This is a genomic window from Nitrospira sp., from assembly GCA_029194665.1.
Lineage (GTDB): Bacteria > Nitrospirota > Nitrospiria > Nitrospirales > Nitrospiraceae > Nitrospira_D.
On sequence record JARFXO010000006.1, the window covers coordinates 64,051 to 79,535 of the forward strand.

Consider the following 15,485-nt stretch of genomic DNA (forward strand, 5'->3'; position numbering starts at 1 on the left):
ATTAATTGATGACACGCCCTAGCCAAATGAATTCGTCTGACAATGAACTTTTCCACCAGACGAAAGCGACAACGATCGCTGATGAAACCAAATACGGCCAGCAAGGAAGAAGGGTGAAAACTATTAGCGCAACAAGGAAGATGCCGGAGAAATCAGACAGCTTTCCCGTCAACAGTCCTGCATAGTGGCGCTTCAGGTAGATATCATTCACCAATAGCAACGCCAGGCTGATCAGAAAAGGCCACGACGTTGCAACAGCATGAATACGTTGAAGCAGTACGCTCATGAAGAGATGCCTACCTATCAAGTGAATCGCTGAGAGCCTCGCGATTAGCTCGCGGTATCTCTCGTTCCATATCCAACGCTTCACTCGCAGCGAGCCTCTATTACTTCCCGATCGGAATATTCTCCGTGCGCTTGACGATCTCGATTGGCTGGAAGGCTGGGTCCTGCGAGCCTTTGGAGGATTCTGTTTCGACCCGTTCGAGGAATGAGGCAGGACCGGTCAGTGGAGCGTAATTCAATCCGACTTCGACGTCGAACGTCTTGGTATCTTTCGGTGTTGGAAACGTGAATGTTTCTTCTCTGGTCTCTTCGGGTTTCAATACTGTGTCTTCGGCAACTTTCACTGCCTCAAAGTCAAAGACCGTCTTCTGACCTTGGGCATCCAGATACGTCCGACCATAGACACGCTTATCCGTAAACACCGTTTTAAGGTTTTTCCCTTTGATGTCCAGATTTAATACCACCGTAGCCCATGCAGGGTGCGTCGTAGGCAGATTGTGAGGCACCAGGCTTTGGACCTTTACCATGACGGTCGTCTTGTCCCCGTCGAGCTTTGTCTGCACGTCTAGTTTCGCCGCTTCCTGGCGCAACTTGCCGATGCGGCCGGGAAACGTATGGTTTGCGATTTTACGCTTCTTTTCTCCATTGGCCGACTCGCCGACCTGCTGCGGCATGTGGCAAGTCTGACATTCCTTGCCGGATTTTACGGCCCGGCTTTGGTCCCAATTCCCGAGCAGGTCGTTGGTCTTGCCCAGATTCGATGCTGACGGCACGGACTGATGGCAGTTCAAACAGAGGTCAGACTTTTGAAACAGCCCCAGTTCCATGGACTGATGTGCAAGGTTCTGAACGAAGTCACCATAGGGCCCATAGAGAGTTTTGCTCCCGATCTCATATTTAGGTTCCGGGGGATGCTTAGCCAGGTCCAGAGACTTGATCAGGTGACACTGGCTGCAGGCTACTCCATCCAGGGAGGGGTCGCCCGCGTTGGTTTGGTCCACAAAGAGCTGCGCATGATCCGAAAACTCTCGCACGTGCGGGGCATGGCAACGAAAACACAGCGCCTTGTCTTTTCCCATCGCTGAATTCAAGTAAATATCAAGCGACCCACGAAACGCCGGGGAATGGATGGACTTCGCCATAGGGGAGGTTTCCCACTCTTCATACACACGCTCGTGACACCGTTTGCATTTGCTGGAATGAGGGAAGGCCTTCTCGATCTGTGACTGAGTGGTTGAGTTCTGAGCGGACACGGATGTGAGCACGCCATCAGATAACACAGCAGCACCAATCGTAACGACAAAACTGAGCCAGACCGCAGAATGTTCAAAAGGTCCTTCATTCTCACCCGCCCACCCCAGCGCGGCCAGACCGCGCATTCCACCGACCAAGGCCGCAGCAAGCGAAGAGGCGAGGCGTACGCTTCGGTACGTTGAGCCTCTGAGCGATGCGAGAACGATGTTGGAGGACTTTTTCAACATTCTGCTAGGAGAGTGATTTGACACGATACGTCAAAAAGCGCCGTTGCGTATATTCCTGAACGATGTTTCTCGCCCCCTCCCGCTCTGTGTCGGTCTCCAGAGTCGCAAGGTATCGCTCCAGCAGGAGAGGTTCAGGCGTAGGAATGAGCGCATAAGTCAGCACTGCCTCTATCGACGCGGCGGCTGTTCCGGAGGGAAGCGTCAACGTAAAGGGAACCTTTCTTGTGTTGCCACCCTTGATGAAGGGATCCGGAATCGGACCACGCAGGATTTTGTCATACGGCAACCCAAACTGTTTCGTCTGTTCCGCTAACGTATTGCCCGTCGCGTCCTTCGCTGTGACGGTCAGAAAAAACTGTTTCAATACCGGATCACCATCGGGGAAACTGTGCGGGAGACTGCCGACCTTCACAATTCCGGTTCCCTCCACCGACGTTTCGCTCTTCGTCACGTCCATATCGATCCGAGGCATCCACTCAGCCTGTAGGTTCCGATTCTTGAGCATGGTACCGGAACCGACGACACCACGAAACCAGTGACGCCCGATAGGTCTGGTCATCGAGCCACGTTTAGAGGTGGAACTCCCGGTCGACGGCTCCATGTGGCAATCCTGACAAATCGTGCCCTGCAGAATTTCTCCCGGCAGATTCTTCTGCGTCGTATCCTTCACTTTATCGAAATGACAGGAGGCACAAAAACTGACCGCTCGGAAGTAGTCCGACGGGGCAGATGGATGGACGAGGTTCTCTTCCGGATTTGAATAGGGGCCATAGAATGTGCTGCCAGGTTGTAATGTAAACGTCGGCGGTGAGTGCAAATCCTTTTCAATCCCATTCATCAGATGGCAGGCCGCACAGCCGATTCCTTCAATCTTGGGCATGCCGGCAATCACTTGCGTCGCAATCTTCTCGGCATGCTGAGGGAAGACGTTGATGGAAGGCACATGGCAGGACAGGCAGCGGCGTTGTTCATCAGGCGTGGGATTCGTCTGCCTCCACAGACCCAGCACGGTTCGAAATGCAGGTGACTCCAACGACGTGCCGTGCAGGAGGGCGGCATCCACACGACCGAAGGTCTTCAAATCTGGCGTCTGCTCTCTGGCTCCCTTCCACTCTTCGTAATGCCGCTCATGACATTGCTTGCAGTCTTCAGAACGGATGAAGACTTTCTCGATTTCTGCTACCCAGTCGGCCGGGGACTGACCATCCGCTCCTTGAGCGATTGCTCCTTCATGATTGGTGCTCGGCATGCCGAGCAGGCTGAGAAGACAGACGGCCATCACCAGGCATCGTCGTCGCCACGACCGGCCATGTCCCATCACACCACTCATCACGACCGTCACTAATCCCGCTTACAACCGACAAAGTGAAAATTGACACCCCAGCCGACCGGATCGCCTGGATCAGCCGGCTCGTAGGTTCCAACGGTAAAATTGCATTCTTTCATGGCTTTCTTGATGGCTCGGCCGAAATCCATCATGTTTCGGATTTCCTGTTTATCGATTTCCTTAATAACGGATCGAACCTTGATGCCCGCATAGTCCGCGCGTGAATTCCCGATGACCTCGAACACAGCCACTCCCTGCGGCTTCTGTAGTTTCAGCTCTTTTTGAATCTCTTCATCGACGGCGCCGACAACAATCCCGAACTCCTCTCCAAGTTTGGACGCCTCATCCTCGGTCATTGCACCGTTCTGCATCGCAGCCTGCCCCGTCCCCATCTCGCAAAAGACAAGGCCACAGCACAGGAGCATTTCCCATACAAGACGAGAACTCACGATCCTGCATCTCCACCGGCGATCCCGCCGCTCAATCCCAAGAGAAACTCCTCCTTACAACACCGGCCATCCAAAGATGGGCTTCGTCAGGGTCTCTGCTACAGTTTGGCGACAGGATCGATGCTGAGTTGAAACCATGGCGCTACCGCCTTCTGGCCGTTTCGCTCTTTGTTTTCTCCATTCCACACGGCGAATGCAACAGTCTGCACTCGACCAGGAACAAGGGTGGCTTCATTCTCTTGTTCCTCGCTCACCAGGGGACGGCGCATCATGACATGCCACACACCATCTCTCCATACCGCCTGTCCCTGCACTCTTCCCTGCCTCTCCTTTGTGGTCAACGTGCTGAATCCCCCGCCGATTAAATCTTCCACCGAAGAGACTCGTCGCGGGATGACTTCGAAGGTCCGAACCCCTCCCTCTTTTTTCTCCGATGCCCGAGCCGCCCGCCGATCGATATCGCTTTGCCAATCCGCCTTCCAATGCCAGATGTTGATATAGTGATCAAGCTGCCCCATGCAGAAAAATGCCGGAGCATCGCCGAGCGGAAGGCCGATCGCAACCCCATCCCGAAAGGTGCCGGGAGTCAGCCGATCATTCTTCGTATTGTCCTGCCATTCCAGCAGGAAGGCGATCTCGGTCCCGTTGTGAATGGACCGCACCGTCAACGCGCGCACGGTGGGTTCCGGCCACACCGGCCTCGTGATCACTTGTCCGCTCAGAGGAATAGTGATCGGGGAGACCTTCTTCCAGGCGACATCATCGGCAGCGTTCGGCAAATCACCGTGGAGTAAGTACGATCTGATCGTCATTCCCTCCGAACTGACCAGCGGAATCCCAAATGCTCCGAGCACACCGGCAACGACAATCATGCCGAAAAAAAACCAAACAAGATGAAAGCGGGAACTGTCGATGTCCGTCATTCGCACCGCACGGTACTCCGAAAGAAAGCCGAATTCAGAATATCACAAAACGCGGGCGGGACACATGTGGAGGCAGGAGGGATTGACTACGAGAGCTTCAGACGACGGATCTTATTTTCTCCTCGTTCGCAGATATAGAGGTGGCCTTGCGAATCCACGGCCAAACCGACGGGCGAATTCACCACAGCCTCGGTCCCGAGCAGACCGTCTCCATGTCGCAACATCCCGGCCGATTCCTTGGCGACAAATCGAGCGGCCCCGCAGCCGCCGATGTTCTTGTCTTCATATCCACTATCCCCGTTTCCAGCGACCGTGGCAATGAGACCGGTTTTCACATCCACCTTGCGAACTCGATGGTTCATGGTATCGGAAATGTAGAGATTGTCATCGTGATCAAAGACCACGGCTTCCGGGGCGTGCAACATGGCTCTGACGGCCGGCTTCTCGTCGCCGTCATATCCGTATCGGCAGACTCCTGCGACAGTCGAAATAATTCCCGTCTGGGAATCGATCTTTCTGACGCGATTGCTGCCCTTGTCGACAACGTACACATCACCCCCGGTATCAACCGCCAGACCGACTATGTCGTAGAGGCGCGCATCGATCGCCGGTCTTCCATCGTCTAGATACATCGACATATCCAACCCGTCCGAGCAGACCGGCATAAGCCATCCCTGATCATCGCTGAAATCGATTCCGATCGCGTCGCCTGACAAGACAACTAGATTCCTCGCCACCAGCGGCTGTTCTCGTGCTTCATCTTCGGCCGACCAGGTCCCGGCAATCGTTGTGACCAATCCTGTCTTGGGATCAAACCGTCTTACTTTATGGGCTTGAGTATCCGCGATGAAGAGAACGTCCTCGCGATCAAAGGCGATTGCTGCAGGCCAGGTCAGATTGACTTCCAGCGCGAGACCGTCGCCATTGAACCCATGCTGACCGGTACCGACCACCGTCGTAATGGTGCCCGTCGCATGATCGACCTTTCGAATCCGGTTGCTTCCGGAATCACAGATATACAAATTGTTCTGGGAATCAAAGGCGACGTCCAAGGGCAGATAGAGTCCTGCCTCGCCACAGAGACCCTCATCACCGCTATAACAAGTCTCCCCGATTCCGGCAAAATTGTGGACCGTGCCTTCCTGAAGATTGACGCGCCTGACTCGGTCGGACCCTGACTCGGCAAAATAGACCCACTGCTCCGTCTTGTCGAGCGAGATGTGGTGGGGGAGCGGGATTCCAGCTTTCACCGCGCGCTTGCCGTCACCCGTGCTTCGGGCCTTGCCGTTCCCGGCAAAGGTTTCAATGTAGCCGGCAGCCAATCCGAGTTCGGTTTCCATATGCGTGGCGCCCTAGGCTCGTGGAGCCGGCTGCGCGCTAGCTCCAGCCGGTTGATTCAATGGGGCATTCTGAGTCTGAGCCGCAGTCACGGTTTGAGGTGCAGCGGCCTGTTGCACCGCCGCCTGAGCGTCGGCCTCGATCGCGTCCGCCTCATGGACGGACTTCTTGAATCCCTTGATCGCCTTGCCGAGGCCTTCACCCAATTGCGGCAATTTCCCGGCGCCGAAGATAATCAGCACAATCATGAGTATGAGAACCAGCTCGGTGAACCCTAGACTGCCGAACATAGTGCACCTCTTCCAAAAAATGAATTAGGGCCTCGGACCATCCTTCGACTTCTTGGCAAACCGCTCCTTCAACCGTTTCCGAGCCTCTTCCGCCTGGTCAAACATCTTGCACTTGTCATACACGCTGATGAGGTTGTAGTACGCCAGCGGTTCGTCCGGATTGTGCTCCACCGCACTCTCCATGACGCGGACCGCCAAATCGGTCTTCTTATGATTGAGCGCGATTTCCATCAGCTTGAAACTCGACTCCAAGTGCTTGGGATCCAGCTCCAAGGTGCGAAGGTAGCACTGAATTCCCATGTCGATCGTGTTGTAGTCCGACACTTGAGGGTTATCCAGCTCAATGTAGACCCCCCCCAGGTTATACCAAGCAATCGGATCGTCCGGCGTGAGTTCGACGAGGCGCTCATAGTAGTTCTTCGCCTCCATGTATTGCTTCTTATCGGCGTGGAGCCTCCCAAGGTTGAACAGCGCCAAGACATCATGGGGGAAGATATCCAACGCATGTCGAAACTCAACCTCGGCTTCATCGGCCATGTTCTTGGTGGCATAGATCGTTCCCAGATTGGCGTAATACATGGCCAGTGAGCGATTCATTTCCGCGCGAAGAAATTCCGCCATCTCAATCGCCTTCTTGACTTCTGCTAAGGCATCGTCGAGACGCCCTTTGCTGAAGTACAGTTCACCGAGTCGACAGCGAGCCTGAAAGTCATCTGGTTCGTCCGTCAATAATTTTTCGATCCCGGAGATCTCTTCGTCCGGAGTAAGCGGCTGATCCCCGGGGTCAAGGACGGTCTCCGATTGCGAGGGCGTCGGTTCTGGATTTTCCATAAACATCTCTTTCTGAAACTAGATCTGTCCTGGGAGTAGGCCGTCCGATGTCGACATCACAGGACCGGCAGCGTTCGGCACCGATTCGGCAGCGGTTGGTTTCACACGATCAAGGGTAAGTAACATGACTCCAAGCACAACCATCAAGGTAAGGTTCGAGAACAATAAGGCATACCCGGCCACGAACATCAAACCGATCCCATAACCAGCCAGTCGCCCGATCATCAGCAACTTGACCACGGTGTAGGACCAGCAGAGCAATCCCCCGACATACAGGGCAAAAGGGAGATAGAAGGTGTAACCCATTCCGAATTGAAAGATCCAGCCGATACCTTGCGAGGCCTGCCGGAAGGCCGAAGCGAATGCTGGATTATAGAGGTCCAAGAGATAGTCGGCCACGAGGAGGGCAGTAAAAATGACACCCGTCGTCGACCAAAACCAAATGGCCCTGTTCCGCTGTCGCCGATTCGTCGTTCGCAAGGATAGACTCTTACTCTTCCCATAGGCCACAAAAACGAAGAAACTGGCCAGGACCATCAACGCCTCACCCACACGATGAGATTCGTAGACCAAGGGAGGCGCCGCGATCGTTCCCGTCAAACTGTAGATGGTCGAAACGATCTGATAGTACAGCCACCCGGAAACACCCAAATAATATGTGCCGGCCAGCACACGTTGTGCCGGCTCACGGTGCGTCATCACAAATTCCGACACAAACACCGTCAGCACCAACAGCGTCAACCCGTTATACACGACTGCCCCCAACATGCCGGGCTGCACAACGAGAAACACCACGGTCAACAGCAACAAGAGTGCCGCCCCCCCACTACCAAGTTTGCTGAGCCGGCTTATTTCAGGCACTCCCCACCGGTTGATTAAGGTCAGTGTGAGTGCCAAGAATAACAGCACGGCGACGATGTTGAGGAGCCACGTGCCGACCTCTGTCAGGGCGCTGAATGTGGGTGTGATCCACGGATGATCCACCGCCATCTTGCTGAGATGCATCCCAAGACGGGAGATCAGACGATAGAGAACCAGCTCAAGAAAGGAGGTCAGGAGAACAAGCTTGACGGTATACTCGAACAGGGGACCGAAGTCCGAAACTTTCCCCGTCATTCGCTCGCCAAAAGCCGTTGCCTTCGTGACCATGCTCATAGATCTTGGCATTATAGCTGTCGCAAAAAAATGAGGTCAATGTGCGGCCATCGGCGCCTGTCCGGCCCCTTCTTTCGCCCTTGAGATGTACAGCAACCCATCGGCCATCGCATAGTTGAAGGGAAGTTCGCACACGACCTCACTGATCCGCTCATAGACATACTGATACAGTCGTTCCGCCTCGTCAGGAGTCATGCCCTCCTGCACTTCATAGAAAAACCCGAGGCTCAGATCTTCCGCCGACGGACGCATGATTCGTCGGATCCCGTATCCACCGGGGTCGCTCATGATGGGAGCTTCCTTTTCCAAGTCGAACAGGCAGGGTTGGCAAGAAAATCCGTACGACTCATGAAGTTTCTTGTTTTCGACGATAAAATTCATGGTTTCAAGCGCTTCTTCTTCCTTTTCCGTGGGGAACCCGACGATGATGTAGCAATGCACGGCGATGCCGAGATCCACACAGTCGTCCGCGATCCTCCGGACCCATTCTTGCTTGATCCCCTTCTTCATGAAATCCATGATGCGCTGGTTGAAGGATTCCAACCCGAAGACGATTTTCAAACAGCCGGCATCGCGCATCGACGCCAACAGCTCGCGCGAGAGGTTTTTCTCGAACCGCATCTCGCAGGTCCATTTGACATCGAGCTGTTTCTCGATCAGCTGCTGACACAACCGTTTTGTCGGCGACAGCGCAAAGCATTCATCGGTGAAAAAGAAATGGCGCGCCCCATAGCGCTGTTTCAGCCATCGCAGCTCCTCGACCGTACGCCCCGGATCCTTCTGCCTGAAATTCTGGTGATCGAGGGTCAGTGCACAGAACGCACAATCTTTGTAGTAACAGCCTCGCGAAAACTGAACCGGCAGGACCGGCTCCGGCGACAAGTACCGGTCCAGCGGGAAACCGTCATAGTTCGGTGCGGGAAGCTGATTGACATTTTCAGAATAGAACGGCTGGTTGACGGTGATCTTCCCGTTGTGTCGATAAATCAGGTTGGGAACCTTACTGTAGTCCTTCTTGCCTGCCAGCTGATTGACCAATTCCAACAGGGCCGTTTCGCCCTCAAACACGACAATATCGTCGGTCAATTCGAAGAGGCTCGGGCAGCGACGAATGTTGTCCACGAGACGAGTGAAGATACTGCCACCGATGGTCACGTGAAGGTCCGGGGCAGTCTCCTTGATCAGTCGACAGAGCGTCAGGCCGGGAATGATTTGGGACGTGGCCGTAATCGAGACCCCGATGAGATCAGGACGGCTGTTGACGATCGACGGAATGAATCGGTCCCGGAAGAGGCTGAGGAATGGGTTCTGGGCTTCGTCACGGACGACCCGCATCAGATCCTTCGAGGAATAGATGGAATAGTTCCCAAACTGATTATCCACCACTGTGAGCCTGGTCGGGAAATAGACTGAGGAAACGACCTCCAACCACTTATCAATCATGAACAAGCTCGCCCGATAGGCGTCGGAGTCGTAAAATCCATCGCTGCGCAACGTTTCCTTGGCAAGCTCGATCCGATCGACGAGATAGGAGAACCGATCGAGCGAGTCCGTCACCTTCACATAATGCTCCCGGCTTCCGGGACCCGTCTCTCCCGTTTGAGTCCGCTCGAGATCGAGCTGCGTGGCAATCAACCGCTGATACACCTCGGCCGCATAATCTCTCGTCAGCACCGTATCCAACAATTCGATACCAAGGTCGCGCTGCGAGACATCGGAAACCCCTCCCTGACGCAAGAACCCGGTCAGAGACGGCAAACTGAGGTAGGGTTGAGACGGATGCCAGGTTGGAGGGAAAAGTAGCGAGACTTTCATGGGATGTATGTCCTTTTATGCTTGCAAATCAGCAGCTTCGAAAATCTTTTTTCTTATACCTATACCCCCCGCACTTTGAGAAATGCAATCCTGCAAACGTCGAGACTTAGGCGAGTGCTGAACCTTTCAGATAAAAAGGCCTCAAATCGCTCCCTCATTTACCGGGATTTCGATTCGAGGCCTCTTTAGAATGACGCAACGTAGCCGTTGTTGCGATCAGCTCGAATGTCGCTCGCTACAGTTTCAACGTGAACCAGGTCGAAAGCGACTTCATGCCGTTCCGCTCGACATTGGCACCGTCCCACACTGCGAAGGCGATGGGCACCGACATTCCTGCCTTGAATTGCACATCGTTCGCATCGCCGCTTTCCAAAGTCCGCTTCACGACGATCCGCCATGTCGGACCGGTATAGCCTCCGCCTTTGACGGACCCAGCCGGCTCCCAGACCCCATTTCCGATGACATTCTGGTGCGCTTGCGTCGTGAGGGTGCTGAACCCGTTCGCATTCAGATCTTCCACTGAACTCACACGAAGTGTCGGATCAGACATGATGTTCCCGGACCAGATGCCGGGATTGAATGGCCCTAGGCTTCGACCGATGCGATCCGGATAGGTGACACCGCCTGCCGGCTCTTCAAAATAATAATCCCAGAAGATACCTGGATACTGATCGTCCACATCCCAGATTCCCGCGCTGTCCTTGCCGAGATCCTTCTGCCATTCGGCATTCCACCGCCAGATATTGGTCGTCCCCCCGGACTGTCCCATGCACTGGAACGGCGGAGCGCCGGCGGTGTTCACCGGAAACATCACGGCAGCCTGGTCTCGAAAGTCTTGCGGCCCGATCGCCGTGTCATTCTTCGTTTGATCACTCCACTCCATCCGCAACCCAATGTCCTTGCCGTTGGTCATGGCCTTGACGAACACCGACTTCACCGAGATATTCGGATGCATCGGTGTCGTGATGAGCTGACCACTCAACGGAATGACGACGCCCGGGACACTTTCCCAAATGGGATTGGCGCCGTCCATGGGGATCGGGCCCTTGATCGTCTTGGCCGGTATCGTGACCGGTTGACTGACGGCCAGCGGTACCCGCCCCAACGTCAGCATCAGGCCGACGGTGACAGCGGAGAGAAGAATGGCAAACACCAATTTCTTGTTGGTCGTCTGCGCTATCCTCATAGTGCTACTCCCTTCTCTGAATTATTATAAGGACTCTGTTTGTGCTAAAACCGTTATCAAGTCGATTCATGCCGTTCCGGATGGATGCCCTTCTTCATTCTCCTTGTCTTTCTCTTTCACATCCATAAACGACTGGGCACCGACTTCGTTCAACAACATGGTCAATTCGTTCCCCTGATCTTGCGCGCCGCATTCGTAAGTCTGGCCTTCGGGAGAGCTGAACGTCGCCGGACGATAGTCGGTTTCCGTATAGGGCTGAGGGGTCACGCCCAAGAAGGCCGTCTCAAACTCCATCCAATCAGCGGTCAGATCGGCGACTAATTTGAAGAGACCGGAGTCCGCTTTCTTGGTCAGCATACGACAGAACAGCGGCACCCATCGGCCGACATGATTCTTCACGAACTTCTTCTGCGCATCGACAACGATTTGCGTCTTCTCCGGCCCATCGTGGCAGAGCGAGTAGGATTCCTTGTAGGCGAGGAAGTGCATGAATTCGAATTCCACGCTGAGGTGGTCGAGGCGCTCATGAATGTCTTTCGACAATTCGACTCCGAAGGCTTTGTAGAAGCCGGAGATGTCGCCCATCACGTGGGATTGCGCAAACACATGGTCGTTCCCGAACAGAGTTTCATAGGGAGGGCAATCGAGCGTAATCACGTTACTGAAGACGCGACGATGTTCCGACTGTAGATCGCTCAAGTGCCAGTTCACACATTCGGACGCGATCAGGCTCTCCACCCGGACAAACTGTTGCTTGAGCGGACTCAACTTTTCCTTCGCCAGCCCGCTGCCGTCAGGTCCGAGGGCGACCTCCAATGCATCGAGAGCCGCCCGACCATCCTCCACGAACTCGCCGCACCGGAGATAATCGAGAAATTCCTCATCCTCGGGGTACAGCAGGCTCCAGGAGATCAGCAAGTAGATTTTACTGCGACTAAGCGCGCGTTCGACGGCAGGAGAGTCCTTGATGGTGGAAGAGGTCGGTAGTATGCCGGTTGCTGATGCAGATACGCTTTGCATCGGCTGTTGACTCGTCATAGCAATTATCTCCTCGCCGCCTCGTTCACCTTACCCCCTAAGGTTAGGCAACAGAGCCATGTATGTATATGAATAAGGGCGGTATGAAGTCAAGAGCGAATTGGTTCGATGTTGTGAATTGAGATCTTCTGCTGAGCGATCTCTCCGGAGTGACGTCATCACGCATCGATCCTTGCCAAATGCCTTGACGGTATCACACGGATCGCAACATGGTCATTGACGGTCTTGCAGATCATCTCACACATTCCACACCCGACACAGGATTCCGTCACCACGGAAAGATGCAACGACGCAACATCCATCACAAGGGCGTCTGTTGGACACTTCGACACGCACGCATGACATCCCTGACCAGCCGTACAGAATCGGTGTGAAATCGCGGCGATGCCCATGTGGACTTGAGTGATCCCCATGACGGGCACGAGCGCGTCCGTCCCACATGCTGCGATGCAGGGGAGGTCTTCGCAGAGGAGACAGGGGGATTGATCGGCAAAAAGAACGGGAGTGCCGTCCTGCGGATGTGCGACGATCGCGCCGGGTGAACAGGCCGTGACGCAATCCTTGCACTTTGTACAACGTTCAAGGAACAGTTGTTCTCCCACCGCACCAGGGGGACGCAGCCAGTCAATACGCGTCGGCGCGGAAGGCGGCTCCGCTTGAAGACCATCTGCCTCTTTGACGAGTTCGCGCGCGGCTCTGACGGTCGAGAAGACGGAATCCTTCAAGAAATCTCGCCGGCCATATGAAGGGTTGGTTGCCACTGATGTGGATTCCTTGGAGGAGGGTCAAAAAGGTCGTTCGGCAAGGCTACGGGCGCTGCAAGGACCGCAGGCGCACTTTTCTCACCCGCCCGCCCCGAGCTGCCGGAGCAGCTCATTTCCCGATCTCACTCGCCCGTCCCGAGCGGCCGAAGCGGCATCTTTCCCGAGTTCGGTACGTTGAAGATTCTTGGGAGCCGAGAACACAGCCGGCGGTCTTTTTCACCCTCCTCATCTACATGACGCCATCGGCACGCAACTGATACACCTCAACACAGCGATCACAGGCTCCGAACTCCACGTCCCATCCTGGATGATTCTCACGGATGAAGTCGAGCACATACGGCTCCAGTTTCGTTCCCATATCTTCGACCCACGAATAGGTGGGAAACCGACAGAGCGGGCAAGGGAAGCCCGGCATGAGCATGATCTTATTTTCAGTCTCCGGGACCTCGCCGCCTTCCACATCCACAGCCCGATCCATCACACGGAGCGTGTCACCGGCCATCTCAATCAGCTCGGCGTGAGTGAAATACGAAGCCTGCCAGAGTCCCTCAAACACCGACTTCAGCTGAGGCGGTGGAATCTTTCGGTACCACGATCGGAATTCCTTGAATCGATCCTCCTTGCTCAGCATGGGTTCCTTGCCGGCCGTGACCAGCCGGCTATCCACGCTCAAACTCCAGAGCACACGATAGCGCTGTAAGATCAACGTCTCTTCGCCGGGATTCAGCCCCACCTTGGTATCAGGATCGTAACCGAACTGTGGATCGATCATATCGGAGATGTGCATGAGCTCATGGCGACAATAGCGCGTCAGCGCCGGGTCGTAAAATCGACGGGGAATCAGCTTGATCCCCACGCCCTTCATCCCCTTCGCCTCAAACTCCTGGGCCAAACCTTTCTCAACAGCCCCCCATTTCCTGAGGATATCGACGCCTTCCTGATCCTCCTTCAGCACACCCTTGACCAGGACGATTCCGACCTTCTCCCGTAACAGCGGATACTCGTGAAACGAGTCTCGCACAATATCTGAAAACCCCCAGATACCGAAGAGATATTGATAGAGCTTCTTGAACTCCCCCTCTCGGTCTTCGAGAATGAACTTCTCATAAATCGGGTCGGCATGCTCATGGAATTCCTTGTAGTACGTAGGATCGCCTTCCCGTTCCGTCTTCTCAACGAACGAGTCGATCACTTCCTGGAGCAAAGCCGGTTGGAATCTGATTTCCATGGACGAACCCTTAGCGGCTTGAGAATACCACTGTGAGACAACCTGTATGATGACCGATCGACGACATCGTTTATCAGAGCCTGGCTTGGCGCTTCGATGATGCCGTGAGCACACCCTCACCGTCAACCCTGCGCATCTTCCCTCCCACAGATGGGGCGGTCGAAGGGTTGACTTGGCTGTGAGGCATCTCTTACGATCCGAACGACCAGCGGAATTATACTGGCCCGGCTGTTGCCCAATCAAGGACCGGGCGACCAAGGAAAGTACCTTACCAATGATGGAACGCACAATGACCACTTCGCTCGTGAACAACTCCTCTGAGACGGCGGCTGCGCCTGTACCTTCCGTCGATTTCTTAGGGTACTGGACGACCGACTGCCGAGAAGTGAAAACGTTCCGTGGTCATTCGCACGGAGTCTGGGCGGTCGCCTTTTCTCCCGATGGGACAACACTCGCCAGCGGCGGCGCCGAACGCCTCGTGCGCATGTGGGACATCGAAACCGGTCGGCTACTGCGCTCGCTTCGCGGTCATACCCAAGATATTCGCGCCATCGTCTTCACTCCGGACGGACAGGTCCTCGCCACCGGTAGCGAAGACCGCACGATCCGGTTATGGAACGGCAAGACCGGCGAGCCGATGAAGCTCCTGTTCACACGCTACGATCATAATGTCTGCTGTCTCTCGCTTTCGCCGGACGGCCTCATGCTCGCGCGAGGCAGTCACAACAAAGACATCAAGATCTGGGAGATTACCACCGGGACCGAGTTGATGACCCTGCTCGGAAAAGACGAGTACGACCATCACTGGTCGGTTTGCGTGGCGTTTTCACCGGACGGCGTTCATCTCGCCAGCGGGACCGATATCGGGAAGCTCAAGGTTTGGGAGGTGCTCCCGAGCGGCGAGGAGAAGGTGCTGCACGATGGCCATTGGCGGCAGGACGAGGAGGATACCACTGAAACCCGCGGCTACTTCGTCGCGACGGACGACAGCATATTCCAAAAACCGATGGACTATTGGATCGGCGCCATGACCTTCACCCCGGATGCCAAGCTCCTGATTACCGGCAGCCGAGACACCACCATCAAGCTCTTCGAGATGCCGACCCTTGTCGAGAAGAAAATCCTCACCGGCCACAAGGACTGGGTCCGCTGTCTCGCTGTGTCCCCCGACGGAAAAGTGCTCGTCAGCGGGAGCGACGATCAGACTATCAAGTTTTGGGACTTGGCCACAGGACGAAACTTCCGGACCGTGAAAGGCCATAGCGGAGGAGTACGCTGCATCACCTTCTCCCCCGACGGCAAGCGCCTCGCCAGCGCCTCCTGGGACCGGACGGTCAAGCTGTGGGAAGGAGGAGAGAAGACGGAAGAGTAAGAA

General features: G+C 55.1%; 15 protein-coding genes. 1 reads left to right on the forward strand and 14 read right to left on the reverse strand.

Features of this window, described 5'->3' with window-relative positions:
- Window position 1 precedes the first annotated feature (1 nt).
- The 14 genes from P0119_18400 to P0119_18465 all read right to left on the reverse strand — a co-directional run bounded on the left by P0119_18400 (window position 2) and on the right by P0119_18465 (window position 14,110).
- Window positions 2–286, reverse strand: coding sequence for a hypothetical protein (locus P0119_18400; GenBank protein ID MDF0668017.1), 285 nt, complete (start codon window positions 284–286; stop codon window positions 2–4).
- Between the two features lie 100 nt (window positions 287–386).
- The gene (locus P0119_18405) at window positions 387–1,766 is read right to left on the reverse strand and encodes a multiheme c-type cytochrome (protein ID MDF0668018.1); all 1,380 of its coding nucleotides are present in this window, start codon (window positions 1,764–1,766) and stop codon (window positions 387–389) included.
- A gap of 4 nt (window positions 1,767–1,770) precedes the next feature.
- Window positions 1,771–3,045 carry a multiheme c-type cytochrome gene (locus P0119_18410; protein MDF0668019.1) on the reverse strand — a complete coding sequence of 425 codons (1,275 nt, stop codon included), beginning with the start codon at window positions 3,043–3,045 and terminating at the stop codon, window positions 1,771–1,773.
- 62 nt (window positions 3,046–3,107) lie between these two features.
- Complete coding sequence (locus P0119_18415; protein MDF0668020.1) at window positions 3,108–3,542, reverse strand: PDZ domain-containing protein; 435 nt, start codon at window positions 3,540–3,542, stop codon at window positions 3,108–3,110.
- Window positions 3,543–3,640: 98 nt separating this feature from the next.
- On the reverse strand, window positions 3,641–4,465 hold the full coding sequence (locus P0119_18420) for an ethylbenzene dehydrogenase-related protein (GenBank protein ID MDF0668021.1): 825 nt from the start codon (window positions 4,463–4,465) through the stop codon (window positions 3,641–3,643).
- Window positions 4,466–4,551: 86 nt separating this feature from the next.
- On the reverse strand, window positions 4,552–5,805 hold the full coding sequence (locus P0119_18425) for a hypothetical protein (protein MDF0668022.1): 1,254 nt from the start codon (window positions 5,803–5,805) through the stop codon (window positions 4,552–4,554).
- Window positions 5,806–5,817: 12 nt separating this feature from the next.
- Entirely contained in the window at window positions 5,818–6,093 is a 276-nt protein-coding gene (locus P0119_18430; protein ID MDF0668023.1) for a twin-arginine translocase TatA/TatE family subunit, read from the reverse strand.
- A 24-nt stretch (window positions 6,094–6,117) separates the two neighbouring features.
- Entirely contained in the window at window positions 6,118–6,924 is an 807-nt protein-coding gene (locus tag P0119_18435; GenBank protein ID MDF0668024.1) for a tetratricopeptide repeat protein, read from the reverse strand.
- Between the two features lie 18 nt (window positions 6,925–6,942).
- Window positions 6,943–8,079: a hypothetical protein gene (locus tag P0119_18440; protein MDF0668025.1), complete on the reverse strand. Its 1,137-nt coding sequence runs from the start codon at window positions 8,077–8,079 to the stop codon at window positions 6,943–6,945.
- A 36-nt stretch (window positions 8,080–8,115) separates the two neighbouring features.
- Window positions 8,116–9,894: a radical SAM protein gene (locus tag P0119_18445; protein ID MDF0668026.1), complete on the reverse strand. Its 1,779-nt coding sequence runs from the start codon at window positions 9,892–9,894 to the stop codon at window positions 8,116–8,118.
- A 235-nt stretch (window positions 9,895–10,129) separates the two neighbouring features.
- Window positions 10,130–11,080, reverse strand: coding sequence for an ethylbenzene dehydrogenase-related protein (locus P0119_18450; protein MDF0668027.1), 951 nt, complete (start codon window positions 11,078–11,080; stop codon window positions 10,130–10,132).
- Window positions 11,081–11,146: 66 nt separating this feature from the next.
- A complete protein-coding gene (locus tag P0119_18455; protein MDF0668028.1) occupies window positions 11,147–12,118 on the reverse strand; it encodes a molecular chaperone TorD family protein in 972 nt (323 codons plus the stop codon).
- 158 nt (window positions 12,119–12,276) lie between these two features.
- Entirely contained in the window at window positions 12,277–12,843 is a 567-nt protein-coding gene (locus P0119_18460; protein MDF0668029.1) for a 4Fe-4S ferredoxin, read from the reverse strand.
- A 268-nt stretch (window positions 12,844–13,111) separates the two neighbouring features.
- Window positions 13,112–14,110, reverse strand: a complete 999-nt coding sequence (locus P0119_18465) for a hypothetical protein (protein ID MDF0668030.1) — start codon at window positions 14,108–14,110, stop codon at window positions 13,112–13,114.
- A 289-nt stretch (window positions 14,111–14,399) separates the two neighbouring features.
- Here P0119_18465 and P0119_18470 point away from each other — a divergent pair, with 289 nt between their 5' ends.
- Entirely contained in the window at window positions 14,400–15,482 is a 1,083-nt protein-coding gene (locus P0119_18470) for a WD40 repeat domain-containing protein (protein MDF0668031.1), read from the forward strand.
- Window positions 15,483–15,485: the final 3 nt, after the last annotated feature.